This is a genomic window from Paenibacillus borealis (assembly GCF_000758665.1).
In the GTDB taxonomy this organism is placed as follows: domain Bacteria; phylum Bacillota; class Bacilli; order Paenibacillales; family Paenibacillaceae; genus Paenibacillus_AQ; species Paenibacillus_AQ borealis.
Genome location: NZ_CP009285.1, coordinates 5,410,081 through 5,423,738, shown reverse-complemented (window position 1 = coordinate 5,423,738; position 13,658 = coordinate 5,410,081). Strand labels below are relative to the sequence as shown.

General features: G+C 45.5%; 19 protein-coding genes. 17 read left to right on the top strand and 2 right to left on the bottom strand.

Annotated elements, in window-relative coordinates; all coding sequences use genetic code 11:
* Position 1: 1 nt before the first annotated feature.
* The gene (locus PBOR_RS23120; protein WP_157764101.1) at positions 2-2,410 is read left to right on the top strand and encodes an SGNH/GDSL hydrolase family protein; all 2,409 of its coding nucleotides are present in this window, start codon (positions 2-4) and stop codon (positions 2,408-2,410) included.
* On the opposite strand, the gene PBOR_RS23115 is transcribed toward PBOR_RS23120, so the two are convergent.
* On the bottom strand, positions 2,407-3,018 hold the full coding sequence (locus PBOR_RS23115; RefSeq protein ID WP_042215765.1) for a DUF1919 domain-containing protein: 612 nt from the start codon (positions 3,016-3,018) through the stop codon (positions 2,407-2,409). The genes PBOR_RS23120 and PBOR_RS23115 overlap by 4 nt on opposite strands.
* A 199-nt stretch (positions 3,019-3,217) precedes the next feature.
* Here PBOR_RS23115 and PBOR_RS23110 point away from each other — a divergent pair, with 199 nt between their 5' ends.
* The 3 genes from PBOR_RS23110 (at position 3,218) to PBOR_RS23100 (ending at position 5,208) form a co-directional block, all read left to right on the top strand.
* A complete protein-coding gene (locus PBOR_RS23110; protein ID WP_042215763.1) occupies positions 3,218-3,712 on the top strand; it encodes a hypothetical protein in 495 nt (164 codons plus the stop codon).
* Between the two features lie 293 nt (positions 3,713-4,005).
* A complete protein-coding gene (locus PBOR_RS23105; RefSeq protein ID WP_042215760.1) occupies positions 4,006-4,362 on the top strand; it encodes a hypothetical protein in 357 nt (118 codons plus the stop codon).
* Between the two features lie 561 nt (positions 4,363-4,923).
* Positions 4,924-5,208, top strand: coding sequence for a hypothetical protein (locus PBOR_RS23100; protein WP_042215758.1), 285 nt, complete (start codon positions 4,924-4,926; stop codon positions 5,206-5,208).
* 32 nt (positions 5,209-5,240) lie between these two features.
* Here the strand turns inward: PBOR_RS23100 and PBOR_RS23095 are convergent, their stop codons facing one another.
* On the bottom strand, positions 5,241-5,612 hold the full coding sequence (locus PBOR_RS23095; RefSeq protein ID WP_042215756.1) for a hypothetical protein: 372 nt from the start codon (positions 5,610-5,612) through the stop codon (positions 5,241-5,243).
* A gap of 86 nt (positions 5,613-5,698) precedes the next feature.
* On the opposite strand from PBOR_RS23095, the gene PBOR_RS23090 reads away from it, so the two are divergent.
* From PBOR_RS23090 to PBOR_RS23030, 13 genes are all read left to right on the top strand, one after another.
* Positions 5,699-7,771: a phage tail protein gene (locus PBOR_RS23090; RefSeq protein ID WP_342671079.1), complete on the top strand. Its 2,073-nt coding sequence runs from the start codon at positions 5,699-5,701 to the stop codon at positions 7,769-7,771.
* A 67-nt stretch (positions 7,772-7,838) separates the two neighbouring features.
* Positions 7,839-8,402 (top strand): hypothetical protein, encoded by a 564-nt coding sequence (locus PBOR_RS23085; RefSeq protein ID WP_042215751.1) that lies wholly within the window; start codon positions 7,839-7,841, stop codon positions 8,400-8,402.
* Positions 8,403-8,579: 177 nt separating this feature from the next.
* A complete protein-coding gene (locus PBOR_RS23080) occupies positions 8,580-8,870 on the top strand; it encodes a hypothetical protein (RefSeq protein ID WP_042215749.1) in 291 nt (96 codons plus the stop codon).
* An 86-nt stretch (positions 8,871-8,956) separates the two neighbouring features.
* Complete coding sequence (locus tag PBOR_RS23075; RefSeq protein ID WP_042215747.1) at positions 8,957-9,241, top strand: hypothetical protein; 285 nt, start codon at positions 8,957-8,959, stop codon at positions 9,239-9,241.
* A 1-nt stretch (position 9,242) separates the two neighbouring features.
* Positions 9,243-9,458 carry a hypothetical protein gene (locus PBOR_RS23070; RefSeq protein WP_042215744.1) on the top strand — a complete coding sequence of 72 codons (216 nt, stop codon included), beginning with the start codon at positions 9,243-9,245 and terminating at the stop codon, positions 9,456-9,458.
* Positions 9,448-9,825 (top strand): hypothetical protein, encoded by a 378-nt coding sequence (locus tag PBOR_RS23065; RefSeq protein ID WP_042215742.1) that lies wholly within the window; start codon positions 9,448-9,450, stop codon positions 9,823-9,825. The genes PBOR_RS23070 and PBOR_RS23065 overlap by 11 nt, the downstream gene beginning before the upstream one ends.
* Complete coding sequence (locus PBOR_RS23060) at positions 9,822-10,739, top strand: peptidoglycan recognition protein family protein (RefSeq protein WP_042215741.1); 918 nt, start codon at positions 9,822-9,824, stop codon at positions 10,737-10,739. The genes PBOR_RS23065 and PBOR_RS23060 overlap by 4 nt, the downstream gene beginning before the upstream one ends.
* An 11-nt stretch (positions 10,740-10,750) precedes the next feature.
* Positions 10,751-11,113 (top strand): phage holin, LLH family, encoded by a 363-nt coding sequence (locus PBOR_RS23055; RefSeq protein WP_052429612.1) that lies wholly within the window; start codon positions 10,751-10,753, stop codon positions 11,111-11,113.
* A 140-nt stretch (positions 11,114-11,253) separates the two neighbouring features.
* Positions 11,254-12,153: an ATP-binding protein gene (locus PBOR_RS23050; RefSeq protein WP_052429611.1), complete on the top strand. Its 900-nt coding sequence runs from the start codon at positions 11,254-11,256 to the stop codon at positions 12,151-12,153.
* Positions 12,138-12,440: an STAS-like domain-containing protein gene (locus tag PBOR_RS23045; RefSeq protein ID WP_042215739.1), complete on the top strand. Its 303-nt coding sequence runs from the start codon at positions 12,138-12,140 to the stop codon at positions 12,438-12,440. The genes PBOR_RS23050 and PBOR_RS23045 overlap by 16 nt, the downstream gene beginning before the upstream one ends.
* 360 nt (positions 12,441-12,800) lie before the next feature.
* Positions 12,801-13,001, top strand: coding sequence for a hypothetical protein (locus PBOR_RS23040; RefSeq protein WP_042215738.1), 201 nt, complete (start codon positions 12,801-12,803; stop codon positions 12,999-13,001).
* A gap of 55 nt (positions 13,002-13,056) precedes the next feature.
* Positions 13,057-13,299, top strand: a complete 243-nt coding sequence (locus tag PBOR_RS23035) for a hypothetical protein (RefSeq protein WP_218918853.1) — start codon at positions 13,057-13,059, stop codon at positions 13,297-13,299.
* A gap of 11 nt (positions 13,300-13,310) precedes the next feature.
* Positions 13,311-13,637 carry a YolD-like family protein gene (locus PBOR_RS23030; RefSeq protein WP_042215736.1) on the top strand — a complete coding sequence of 109 codons (327 nt, stop codon included), beginning with the start codon at positions 13,311-13,313 and terminating at the stop codon, positions 13,635-13,637.
* The last annotated feature ends 21 nt before the right edge of the window (positions 13,638-13,658 follow it).

Here is a 13,658-nt window from a genome sequence, read left to right as displayed (position 1 = left end):
AATGATTACCAAGACGCTGGATTTAATTAATCTCCAGCGGCACAACGATAACTATGCCGACATTCAGACGGATTTGACTGATCACGAAGGGCGGATTACAGGGGCACAGAGCGATATAACGATTCACAAGGCTTCAACCACAGCTCATCCAGCTGCGCATGTGACATATTCAGGTGCAGTTGCTGGTGCGGCCAACATCCAAGAGGCTATCGATTTTGTAGATGAGCGTCTGGATACGATCATCGTCGGCGGCAGTGAGGATAAAGACCCGGAGCTGACCGACATCAAAACGCCAGATCCCAGCTATACGCCTGGCCGGACAATTGCCGCTGCTGGTGATGTAGTACGGGATATGCAGAAGCAGTTTGGGGAACAGTTGGGGGATGTAGCGTACGGAGGCCAAGCGTCTTTATACGGAGTGGAACCGACTGGCGCGGACCAGACAACGGAGCTTAACACTTATTTCGAGGCCCTTGAGGACAAAGGTATTCGATATGCGATGTTCGATAAGCCGGGCACATTTGTGCCGGATAGCGCACTCTCTGGCACTTCTAAAGTGCTAAAAATCGGTAATGCGGAAATTAGCAGAAAGAATCCCGTTAACTGGTTTACGCATATCTCAAAGACGTTCCGTGGATTCAGCGGGAAAATCAATTCAAGCGCGGTTCGTGGGTTGACAGAAGCGGTGGACACTGGTGGATTCCGGCGCGTTGCGGAAGCTATCTCACAGAATCAGCCCGTTAAGGTTTGTATCTTTGGCGACAGTATCTCGACGGCAGGTTGGGACACTGCGAACTTAAAACTTCGATCAGTGAAAGGTTCTTCAAATCCACTGGGGTATATTAATGGCCCAGACGCTTCCGCAGAAAGCGCAGCGTATCCGATCAAATTAATGGAAATGCTCGTAAATTCTTTCCCAGACACCACGTTTAAATACTCAAACTTTTCAATTGGGGGAGAGGTGATCAACAATTGGGGAGTTAGCAGAACGATTCAAATTGACAATGTCTGGATAACCAAAACCTGGATTGATATGTGTAAGGATGCCGCGCCGGACTTGCTTGTTATAGCCTTCGGGATGAATCATGCTAGTAATGACTCGGCAAGAATATTTTCATATTACTTAAAAACATTGCTAGATTATGTCAAAGCGAATTTTACTGTTATTCCTGATATCGTAGTTATTACAAGTCCTCGTTGTGCGTATTTGCCCGGTGAAACAACTTGGGGAACGTATACTACACATTCATCTATACATGCAGCAGCTAATGCTGCAAGAGCTATTGGGCAAGAGTATGGAGCATACGTTTGTGACGTTGCTCGTATAACAGATATCAAGCGTATTGGTTTGGATTTAACAAGACCGATGCTCAAAAAAATTAGCGTATCAGACTTCAATAAAATTCTCAACGGGGTTACCGACAATGGTGACGGAACGTATTCCTTTATTAATGGCGCTTCACTCTCTCTCGCAGGGAATCTGCAGAAGGATTTCCAATTGAAGCTCAAGCTTAACTTCCATGTTTTGGGATCAAGCACAGGTCATTCTCTCACCGTGAAATTTAATAAGACAAACCCTGGATTTTATGACAATGCCGTTATCTTCTCTCCGAAATCTCCTAGCAATCTTGCGAAGATCGATAGCGCAATGAGGATAGCAGATAATGCACATTATACGATCTTCATTACTGGAAGTTATGCAGATACCGTGGCCTATGAAGGTGTTGACGTTGTACTAACGATCACTAAGCAAGGGCCAATTGTTGAAATTAAGCTAGGCGACAACGAAACGCGGATCATCAAGGATTACGCTGACTGTTGGGATGTTCCGGGAACACTCGATATGTTGTACACTACCGGAACCGCCGGTGAGTCATTACTGGTCAAATCAATTGAGGTGTGGGGCGCGGAATATCCGGAATATCTACCGGTGCTGCTTGACCGTGAGATGTTCGGCGCTTATGCTGCCGGAGACTACTCGGTTAAACAGCCGTACGGCGGAAACGGGGTTAATCACCCTTCAAGCATCGGAATAGAAGAGGGCTACGTACCGGCGCTGGTCGAGTTGGTTGAGGATATCAAGCACGTTGTCAGCATCCGTAACCGCAATACGGATTGGAGCCTATTCCCGGTAACGGAAACGCGAGATAGCATTGCATCCGGGGTAACAGGGATTAGCGTGATAGCGCTCGGCAGCATAACGGACTATCCAAAGTTGACGGCGAGAGTAGTGTCGTCCGGCGGGACCGTGTATAAGTTAAACCGTGTCTACAACGCCTCTCCGTACGACCATGGCGTGCTACTCGGTACGAATGAATTCGGGATATACAACGACTCCGGCACCGTGAGACTTGTAATTAAAAGCGCAGCGACAACGGGGTGGGTAGTGACTACGCATAGGCGCGCTTAGCTGATTTTACCTGTGTTAAGCCAATTCACAGCATTAAAGTATTTTTTGTAAACGAGCATCTCATTGTCGACTGTAGAGGAATTTTCAAATTCCCTAAACCAGACAAGGGAGTTAATGCCAGGAGTATTCTTAGAAGAGAAAAACACTTTAGGGTATGTAAGAGCATCAAAACGCTGTACGTGTTCTTCCGAAGTAAGATCTCTATCAGATAATTTTATAAATATATTATTCCAATTAAATCGGGCTAGCCTACGGTTCCATTTCTCGTAGGCCTCATTTTCGTCGGTATAGTGCATAAAATGGATTTCGATGTCGTGTAGTAGACCGACGGGGTAGCTCGGAGTTTCTTTATACTGGGACGTATCAGTGAAGGTCAACGGTGTGTGAAGATAGTAATCGAGGTTTTCCAATAACTTAATGTAGCATGGCCCATATATAAATAAGCCAACAAATGGCGTGTTATACGGTTTTCCTAAATTTTTATATACTTGACCGCCCCAGCAGTTGTTTGAGATGATACTGAAATTGTCGTTTTTTAGCTTTATTCTTGAATTGAAGTTTTTAACGAATAATCTTGTGCTCTTTAAAGTTTTAGTTATATTGCTCACTGTGCTCGCTCCCAACTGTTGAGTATTAAAATTGTAAAATTAAGTCTGCGTGTTATCTATGAAGTATATATTATTGATTAATATTTGTTAACTTCAATTTCAGAGAATTAAGCCCAGTAAAACAGTCTTAGTTTTTGATGAACTTATAGAAGGGATTCTCCCTTTTGCATAGAACTCTGGATGTGAGAGGGGAATAGAAATGAATAATGATAAAGTAATGGAAAATCTAGTTACAAACTGGGGTTTACCAAAATGCCTCGAGAGGGATAAAGAACATATAATATTTAAATTCGACGATGAAGGCATTACGGGTACAAGTGAAAGAGGTTATCATTGCAACGTAAGAGATGTAAAGTTTTGTCTCTATAATGAAAGAACAGACAAGGTTGTCTTTTCGATGGATTTTTTCAAAGGTAGTCCCTCACTTCCGGGAAGACACATGTCTCGAATAGTATTAGAATTGCTATACGTACATGATGAATCTTTGAGAAGAAAAGGCGTGGCTAGTTATTATTTTAATAGACTCCGGGAATATGCCCTCGAAGAAAAGGTCAAATGCATCTATGTGAGAGCTGATGCGAATGCTAATAATTTTAAGAATGATGATAGGCTTAATGCATTGAATCAAACAGAATTAGAGATGTTTTATAAGATAAAAAGCACACTAGAAATGCCTGTATATGTAGAGTCTTAGTTCATAGACGGACGATACTGCGCAGCAAACAGTATCACGCTACACTCCCGAGAAGTAGTTATGGTCGGGAAGGTCAAAAAGTTCGGACTGCCGTTTGACGTTTTGACCGTTACCGGAAACGAATTATATTCTACGAGTAAGTCAGCGACCGGATTTACAGCAACGGGATCGAGTGTAAATAGGCTATGAAGCAGGTAGACGGTAATCGCGTGGTGAATTTTAGCATTGCTATTTACACTTTCTCCGTTCTGATAGTAGAATGTATGAAAATGGAAATAGAATGGAGAATATAAATGGCGAAGAAGTGGAAGACAACAGAGAAAGTAATAAAAAAGTTTCAGGAGAAATACAAAGATAAGGCAGCAACAACGCTTGGTGCGGTACTAAAAGATGTTGATCCACAGAAAATAATCGCAATTAATGAATCTTATGACTATCCTTCAATACTCAATGATTACAAGATGGGCATTCTTAAGGAGAGCGTTGAAAAGAATGGGTGGACGAATGAAAGACCTGATGGCATTTACTTAATTGAGCTTCCAAATGGTGATCTATTAGTAGGAGGAATGGGAAATCACAGAGCGGTACTTGCTAAAGAATTAGGAATTCCATCTATTAAAGCTTCAGTTGGATTAGTCAAGTTCCTTTAATAACGAAATACTTGTCAAGAAGAGCGAAGATTATTAATCATCACGGGGAAGTTTGGGTTTTAGTGGGATATTTACAATACGTGTGCGGAATTGTATACTAATGGAGTTCCTAATGCGGTCGCCAAGGGGATACGATGTTGCGGTACGGGTCCAAACCGTGAGCAACAAGTTGACACTGAAAGCCGCAAAGGGAACTTTTTGTTTTCTATATGAAATAAAGGATCAAACTGCGTAGCATGATATCAGAAAATGAGGATTAAAAACCTCAAAGAGCTTTAAAAAGATATAAGATTCATTATTTAGACAAAAAATTGGAAATTATTTTTCTCAACTCAACATTTCAACACCAGTATTAAGTGGTTCAACTCAGTGGTATTTTGTTAATGTCCTGAATCCACTTTTTAATCTCGATCCAACGGAACCTAATCTCCATCACTTTCACGCGAATCTCTCGTCTCACCTCATTTCCCATTAATATAGGGGATTGAAAGTGTTATTCTCGAGTAGCAAGAAGAGAAATATCTTGCTTACGAGTTACAAAACTTTCGAGGAGTGAAGCGAATGAAGTGCGAATTTTGCGGTAAAGACCACACTGAAAGTCTAAGTAATGGTGAACCAATTGAATTCAGGGAAATACCTCAAGGTAATGGGGAATTTTACTGGGTCTGCTTAGATTGTTTCGAGGTTATTGAAGAGTACGATGAATATGAACCGATGAATATCAAACCGAAGTGGCATCTCTATAGTCTGAAAGAAGCTAAGAGACTTTGGAAGATTATAAAACCAGCTTATGATCGTGAGACATTAGAGCGCATGCTTTCGGACCTTGACAAAACCAGCGAATAGTATTGATTTGTGATTAGAAAGAGCCTGCCGGATCACTCCAGCGGCTCTTTTTGTTCGACTTCATTAAGGATTTTTTCGGTAATGTGTTTTCTTATCGTGTAGTATTTTAGTTTACTGTAATGCATCGAACCCATAATCCCTAGATATACTAGAAAAATAACACTTAATATAAATACAGCTGAAAGGAAATTTTCCTTAAACGCTTGCGTAATCATTAAACCAACTACAAATGCACCGAAAGATATTGCGGCAACATTTATGAACGGTTGTTTTAGCACTTCTGTTTCTTTATCGAAATGGAATTTTAAATAAGAGATTTCTTCTATAGTCAATTGACTTTTATAATATTTCTCAAGATTCTTAATTTCTTCAATTGCCCGTTTAGCCTTAGAGATTTCTTTCATATTAATCACTCCCTATAGTGCGTTTATACATTATATCGGTAAATTATTGTTTAGAAATTAATATCATAAAGAGGTTCAGAGCTACGTTGAAAGGAGAGTCCACCTTGCAGAAGCACCTAAAATCCTTCGACCGCAACCGCACCCCAACCGGCCTGCTGGTTGCAACCACCGACGTCCAGCGCCGCCGTCGGCTAAACAGCGACTACGAGATATCCTTCACCGTCCCGATGACGAGCACCGACTATAAAGAGTTGATCATACCCAAAGGCCACGTTCAAGATGAGCGTGGCCAATTTTATGTCGTGCAGTCCCGTGCCCGGGATCGCAGCAACAAAGTGATCAGCGCCCAGATCATCTGTACGCACATCATGTTCAAAATGATCGACTCCAAGATGCCATATGACGATTACATCGATGAGGCATACGGAGTTCACATCAGCGTGCTGCTGGACAAGATCAGTACGGCCACCGGAGGCATCTACACCTTTGTCACGCATGATACATTTGATCTCCGGGACGTCAAGGACTGGGGAGCGACCACGGCCCTGGCCGCCCTGCAGGATACCGTCAACCTGTACGGTTGCGAGATTGATCCGGATAACTTCGTCATTCATTTGTACAAGCGGATCGGCAGTGACGATGGATTCGAATATCGGATCCGGAAGAATATCATCAACGATAGTTTTAAGGACAATGTATCGAACCTGACAACCCGGTTGTTTTCCCAGATGAAGGACGGCCGGACATTCATCGGCCTCTCCGCCGACTACCTGACCACGGAAGAACGCAGCCTGCTGCAGTCCGTTCCGGGCGCCATCGTTGATAATAAACTGGCCGTGAATTATCTGATCTCGCCGTATACTCAGTACTGGACCAACAACGTCAACGCATTTTATGACGGTGAGCTCATCGATCAGAACATCGAGGATCCGGAAGAGTTGCTGATCGCTACCCGGGAGGCTTTGCGGAAGAAGGAAATGCCAGAATTCGAGATCGGTGTCAGCGCGGCGGACATCTATAAGATTGATCCAGACGAGCAGCGGCCGGGCCTGGGCGATACGGTATACGCCTATGATCCGGAAATGGAGCTACAGCGTGTCAGCTGCCGGGTGATGGAGCTGACGGAGTATCCGTTCAGCATGGATAAGCACTCTCAGGCGACGCTATCCAACTACCAGATGCGGGATGATACGCAGGTGCTGGCGGACCTGGAGCGCAGCAAACAAATTCTTAATGATCTCCTGTCCGGTGGCCGGGTACGGGCAGCTGCGTTTGAAGAATTTGCCAAGCAGGCCGTCATCGACATCAATGCTTCGAAGAGCGAGATCATTTACGACAGCCGCGGCATTGTGCTGCAGGAAGTGGATCATCCGAATGTGCAGATGGTTCTGACATCGCATGGGCTGATTATCACGGAGGACGGCGGGGCCACGGCGCGAACGGCCATCACCGGCCGGGGCATTGCTGCTGAAGTCATTGCCGGGGTGCTTGGGAGCTTCGTCAGCATGGAGATTGGTAGCGGGAATAACATAACCAAGATCAACCCTAGCGGCATCAGCGCGGGGCATGCGGACTTTAACAGCGCGCCGTTCCGGGTGGACATGGCCGGGAATGTTGTGGCGAGATCTATTACGCTGACAGGACTGATTGAAGAGAGTACTATGACCTATTCGGATATTATTGCTGGCACAGTGACGGGGGCGCTGATCAGGACTGCTGCTGCAGGAGCAAGGTTCGAGGTTGATGAAACCGGATGGAGGACTTATGATGCAAGTGGTACCAGGCGCATCGGAATCTATCAGGATGCTGGATATAATATGAGTGCACTTACATTTGATCAATCAAATGGTACTCGTAGTGGCGTAATTAATGGTGGTGATGGTCTTTTTGAAGTGCGATCTGCTGGAGATAACGATCTGTTCTTATCTGCTATGACAAACACTATATTTTTTCAAGGGCAAATGAATTTCGCTTCTGCCTATAGTGTTTCCGGTTTCGGTATTAATTTCGTTAGCGGATTACGTGCTGAGCTTGATTCTATTTGGTCCGCCTTAGCGGGGAAAGCAAGCGCTAGTCATTCGCACACGGTTAACCTTGGAACCCATAATCATGGTATTGCTGGTGCAGTGAACTGGGGAGGCTCATTCACAGTTTCTTAAAAAACCTACCATCTTATAAGCCTCTTGGATATACTTGGGTTATTACTATATTCAGGAGGTTGAAATATTGAAAAAGAAGGTTTTTGTCATTATGACTTCTGCGCTTATGCTTGGTGGGTCGATTGGATTTGCTGCCGCAAGTTCTCCATTAATCGGTGCAAAAGTGCAAGGGCTGTTCACGGTACAGAAAGCAGATGGAACGAAGATTGGTGATGCTGTTATCATTAATGGTTCGGCTTATGCTCCAGTTCGTGAAGTTGCTGAAGCAGTAGGGACAAATCTGACTGTGGAGGGGAAAAAGATTATCATGAGTGACATTCAAACGATAGCTTCGGATTCCACTATCTCAAACGGAACATCCACAGACAAATCCGATTCAAGAGAATTTATTGAATATAAAATCCGGGCTGCTGAGAGTGAAATTGAGAGCGCTCAAGGAGCAATTAAAGGTTTGGAAGACTCCAAAGAAAAAGTCAAAATGTATCCGGCTGATTACCCGACCGAACAGCAGAAGCTTGATGCTTTGGCAAAAATTGATGAAATGATCAAAGCAAAGCAAAAGATCATAACTTTTAATGAAGAAGAACTTGTCAGGCTTAAGACGCTACTTGATGAACCCTCAACGCCATGAACAAACCTATAGTCTGGGTTGCCGGTGTTTTATTGCTGTTGTTTACTTTCAGCATATTGATTTACCCGACGCCTTATCGTTATCTGAATTATGAGCAGAATGGTCAAACGTACCCTATAAAAGTAAATGTAATTACAGGCAACACGCAACATTATGTCCCCAGTTACGGATGGGTAGATGATAATTCAGAATGAGTCCTCTTATGAGGGCTCTTTTTTATTCCCTCGAGAGGAGGTGATCCCTCTGGCCAAAGTAATCAATCTAGAACTCTCGGTGAATCCGAGCAATCCCGTGCAGGAAGCGGTGGCAGTTGTGCTGCTGCTCATCAACTCCCATCCCGGCCGGCAGTATGAGTTGCTTCAGCAGATCGACATGCAGATCGGTGAAGCACTGGCGGCACTGGACGAAGCCCGCATGAAGGCAGCAGACAGCAAAGTGGCAGAAGATTTGGAATCACCGGTTGATTAGCGGCACGCCCTGAAGAGGAGCGTGCTATTTTTTTGCCCTCGGAGCCGATCCGCGGGCTATTTCCATGTAGAGAGAGGGGCGGGAGGATGGATTTGCCTAGCTTAAAAGACGCCCTGTCGTTGGCGGACCAATATGGTATTGGCTGGTTGTTTGCGCTCGGGGAAGCGTTGCTGTTGGTCATTGTAGGTAGGTGGTTGGTTATTGGTAAGTTGGTGCCGGGGAAGTCGCTGGAAAAGGCGGAGAAGCAGCGGGATGATGCAATCGAGAAGGCCATATCCGCCGTGGCTGCTCTAAATCGGAGTAGTGATGTTATGGAGAAAATGAAGCCTGCAGATCGTTTGAATCCGGGCGACCAGGACGGAGGTGGGTAACATGCCGCGAGTAAGTTTGTTTGAACTGCTCAGAAAGATACCCGCCATCAAAAAGAAAGAGGCGGAATTAGAAGAGAAAGAACAGGAAGTGAAGTGGGCGATCCGGAGATATGAGGATCTGGATGAACGACATAAGGAAGTTGTCAGGTCAAATGGATTCGCCGGCGCTTTTATTTACGATCACAGTACGAAAGAGGGGGAGAACTATGCGCGCTAACGACACCATTACACTCATCTGCTATGCGTTATCGCTGATCTGCATCATTTATATCACGGCAGCTATGCACATCTATTTCCGCAAGAAATACCGGGAGGGCGTTGTCGGTATCGGGCTGGTTCTTGGTATGTTGATGTTCACGGCCTACGCATTGGAGCGCCTGGTCGGCTTTGTGATCCGGTTCGGAAAGGTTCAAGGATGGACAGGTTACTATTTCGACTTGCTGCAGAAATGGGGCTGGACCATCGGTGTAATCGGCACGACGGTTACGCTCTGCGCGCTGGCCATTCTGGTGCAGGGCAGAGATTTGGGGCTGTTCTTAGAACGGCCCAGTGGTAAAAGGAAGGGAGGATCCGGAAGACGATGATCAAAAATAAATACCCAATCGAGCGGCGCTATATCAACAAGCGTTCCAATGTTCGGCCCGGCACCCGGTTAGTAACGGGTACGCCGGGCTTTTTAGTTGCCCACGATACGGGAAACCCCGGGGCTACAGCGGATAAGCACTTCGAGTATTTTCAGACCCTTGTTAACCGGTCGGCCTCCGCGCAGGTTTTCGTGGACGACAAGCGCATCCTAGAGATCATCCCGACCGGCACCGGGACGGACCCGGCGGAGAAGGCTTGGCATGTGCTGTACAACGTGACCACTGACAACGCCAAATACGGCGATGACGCCAACGACATCGCTTTAGGCGTGGAGCTGTGCTACGGCGGTAAGATTAATACCCTGGAGGCGTACAAGCGCTACGTGTGGTATCTGGCCTTCTGCTGCGACAAGTGGAAGCTTAACCCGCTGACACACATCCCGAGCCATAAGCAGCTGGATCCGACGCGTAAGAGTGATGTTGACCAGGCGCTGGCTACTATCGGGAAGACACTGAAGGACCTGCTGTATGACATTGTCAAGGATATGCAGGAGGAGCCGGCGGTAATCGTGGCACCTACTGCCTTGCAGCTTCCGGCAAGCGTGGCGCAGGCACTCATTGAGGATTACGTATCCCCAGCATGGTTTGCAGCCCGGAAGGCTGGTGACTCCGTAGGCACCCTGCATCTGCACAATCTGGCGAATAACCTTCGCCTGGCCGCCCGCATACCGTTGCAGCCGGGATCAGCAGCACCGTTCACCCAACTGCCGAAGAGCAATGTCCAGGAGTTGGTGTTCAGGTGGCTTTCTCCCGGCTGGCAGGCGGCGAAGGTTAAGAGTGATAAGACGGCTATGGCTTTCTACAACAATACGGCAAATCACCTGCGGCGCGCTGCGTGCATGCCGACTGAATAGGAGAGGTTTATATGCAAACTGTAATTGATCAGGCTCAGCCGTACATCACGGCCGTTGTGCTGGCCATTGTCGGCATTCTGGCCACGGTAATACTGCGGACGATAGCACTGCTGCAGGTAAAGGCAGACTCATTTTTCGATGCTCGGCTGTCAGTGTCTCAGCGGGAACTGCTGCACAAGATTGCTTCCGAGGGTTTTGCCTACGCTCAGACGGTCTACAAGGAGCTGGGCGGGGAGGATAAGCTGCAGCAGGCATTGGTGTATGCCTCGGACCAATTGGAGGCGCGCGGCATCAAGGCTGCACCAGAGGAGATCCGGGCGGCCATCGAGAAGGCATATCTCGCTTATAAAGCGACAGTATTGACCAAACAGTAATAATTGCCCACTGGCTTCGGCTGGTGGGCTTATTTTATTATTATTCTCATTTTTAATTCTAAAAAGGATTCCACAATTAGGTCTATTCCATTCCTTCATTGAGTGGTAATATATACCTATTATAATTTTGAGGTGAGATTGTGGATGCATTGAGAGTATATCTGCCTAAGGAATTCGATAAAGATAATATGTATTATTTTATTAATGAGGTTTTTGATGAAAATATGGATCTTAGAGCAAGGGATTATGTTTTTGACTTCACCCCACTAAGATTCATTAGGCCGGTAGGTGTAACTGTTTTGAGCAATATTATTGGGCGATTAAAGAAACAAGGGGCACATTTATCCATTACATATTTCGAACCAGACCGTAGCAATAGGCGCTGCCCCATGGCGTTTCTGGATGATGCGATGTTTTTTAAGAAATTCATAGATCGAACCCTAGATGAGAAATCTTCTCTTCGGATGACTACTTTGCCACTTGAACACGTAGAGTATAACAGAAGTTATGAGTATTTGGATTACGCTATGTCTTGGTTGGCAGGTAAACTGAATCTAACAAAGGAATCCTTAGGAGATATTAAGTCGTGTCTTGTGGAGGTATTTAACAATATAATTGATCATTCTGCGGAGCATACTGGTAGTATATTTGTTCAACATTATCCAAGAGAAAGCAGAGTGATGGTAGCTATTTCTGATTTTGGGGTTGGAATTCCATCATCAATTCAAGACATACTTCCTGGAGTTGACGATGCGGAGGCCCTGCTTTTAGCGATTAAAGAAGGCTTTACCACAAAGTCTACACCTAAAAATAGGGGTGCGGGATTGGATTTCCTCTTACAAAATGTGGTTATAAATAATAAGGGGAGTGTTTACATCCATTCAAATCATGGTATACTATCATCAACGTCAGGTCGTGATGGGATGGAAATTACTTCAAGAAAAACAGAAGGATTTTATCCAGGAACATTATTGGAAATTGTTTTTCAGACTGACACAATTGAATATGTAGAGGAGGAGTTTTCATGGGACGTTTATTAAGGCTTGGTGACCATGTCAATCATTGCTACTCCAATGCAGAAGGTGAAGCTGTACAGGATGTACTAAGAAAACATTTTGACACTGGAGACTCAGTTATTGTTTCCTTTAAAGGTATGGATAGTGTTTCTTCATCCTTTATTAATTCAGCATTCATCGAACTGCTGGAAGTCTATGATTTCACGTTTATTAAAGAACATTTAGGTTTTGCTGATACAACGAGAACGATTAATGATCAAATTAAGCGTAGGTTCTCTTTCGAGGCCAATAACAAACTTATTCGATCCTAGTCAGATTTTCAAACCCCTAAGCGGGTTTTTTTCTATGATAGATCACCTTTTGCCAAAAAAATCACTTCATAAGAATTCGATCGTGGTTATTGCTGTAGTGGAAAGAACATTACTCTACCAGTTATGGAGGGTATTTGTTGCGTTTAGGAATATTTTTCATACAAGATGTTCCAAATGTGTTATTGTATTGTTACACGGATCGGAAGCACCGAGCGTGCAGTCCGAAAGCATCGGCAAAAAGCCCGTCAACCTTAACTGGTCGGCGGGCTTTTTTGCGTTTTGTGGGAAATCAAACCATTGCTAAAAATCGGGTAGGGAGCATATAATACAAACAAACGTTCCTATTTCGGAGGCGATCACATGAAAATGAGCATCGGCCAAACCATTGAAATGATATACCTGGACAAAGCCGGAAAGATCACGCAGCGGAAGATTGAAATCCTCGGCATCCGTGACGGCCGTATTAGGGCCACCTGCCTGACCACCAATGCCCCGCGCGTGTTCTTAGTGGCAAACGTACTATCCTGGAGACCATTAGCGGAGAATCGTCATGCTGGATGATACGGCGCGCAAGCTGCTTCGGGTCATGTTTCAGTTCCATGGTCACTTTCGGAGAATGCCCTCTCTGCCAGAGTTGGAACGGCTGAGCGGTCGGAGATCTGCAGCGATCAAAGCAGGCATGCTGCAGCTGGTCGAGCAGTATTACATTCAGTGGGACGACAAGCAGCCGGTTGAGACGGCCGTTGTGATCGAGGCATGGGAAAGGGACGTCCCTTTTAAAGATCATGTTGCGGCAGGCCCACACAAGTCACAGCAGGCAGAAATAACGGGAAATATAGATTACTGGACCGAGTACTAGGGGGATACATCATGGGAAAGAAACTGGAGAGTGTTTGGGAAGGTAGTCGGTTTTTGCTGCCAGAGCATGTGCAGCTTCTGAGGCAGGAAATGCAGGAGCAGGGAAGACGCAGCCGGCCCGCGATCGACCCTGATGAATGGGAGCTGATTGACCAGGCGCTCGGGTATGCATTGCTGGAGAAGGAACAGATCACAATCGTACTGTTTGACCCTTACAAGGATTTGAAGGTGCGGGGCGTTGTGGTGAAAGTAGACCGGCAGCTGAGGAGAATCAAGTTCCAAATGGAAGAGGACTTTAGCTGGATCAAGATCGATGATGTGATCCGGGTCATTACATAAATAAAGCCCTGGGACATCCCC